The 851-nt window shown below is 34.2% G+C and carries 2 pseudogenes; both read left to right on the top strand.

What is annotated here, in order from left to right:
• Positions 1-649: pseudogene (locus IM313_RS05235) on the top strand (hypothetical protein); the annotation flags it as partial.
• Positions 642-851: pseudogene (locus IM313_RS22520) on the top strand (serine acetyltransferase); the annotation flags it as partial. The pseudogenes IM313_RS05235 and IM313_RS22520, both read left to right, overlap by 8 nt.

The raw sequence follows: 851 nt of genomic DNA, 5'->3' as shown, positions 1-851 counted from the left end.
TGGTCTCGTAGAAATATTCTTTTTATTCTTTATTTATAAAAAATTCACGAAAAAGATGTTTGTTTATACTGTATTGTCAGTTGTGACAATAGTTCTACTTTTTGGAGCAGTAGGAGATATCAGGGGCGCAGAAAATCCGTATGAATATTTGTTGTCACCACAAGGCCAATTTTTGTCGAGTCTGCCTTCAGGATTTACATGGTTTTATGTCTATGTTACTGCGGGTCTTGCAAATCTCGCCTATAACTTTGCGGATATAGTGCCGGTATACGATTTTACAAGCTTCCAGGATCTTTTCCCCAGTGTTATCCGAAATCTCATTTATAGTGATTTAGGATTCCATGATACCATGGCATTAGTAGATGATAATGCCAACGTTTCAACAATGTTTGAAAAGCTAATGCCCGATCTTGGCATCGCGGGCTCCCTAATTGTGGTTACATGCTTACTTCTGCTTTTCAGTATTGCCTACAAGAATTTGCTAAAGTCATATCGTTTTAGTTTATTTCCTTATGCGATTGCAATGCAGTGTGCAATATTTAGTGGTTTTTATAATTTGTTTTTTATTCAGACATATTTCTTACTTTTCATTGTAACTCTTGTTCTTGTGAGAATTAAAATATTTACAGGGAGTCATCCTAATGTTTGAGTTAGTTAAGGAAGATATACGGAGATATTACAAACTGAGTGGGCGTAATAAATCGAAAGTATCTCTTTTAGGAATAATTTCAGCTTTTGTTGGAATGAAAATGACTCCAGTGATTTTATACCGCATGAGTCATTTTTGCTATAAGAAAAGAATCCCTGTTTTAGGAAAGATTTTTTCGCTAATAAATTTTATTATTTTTGGG

The organism is Enterobacter cloacae complex sp. P2B (genome assembly GCF_014895985.1).
Taxonomy (GTDB): Bacteria; Pseudomonadota; Gammaproteobacteria; order Enterobacterales; family Enterobacteriaceae; genus Enterobacter; species Enterobacter bugandensis.
This window is presented reverse-complemented; position numbering and strand designations above follow the sequence as displayed.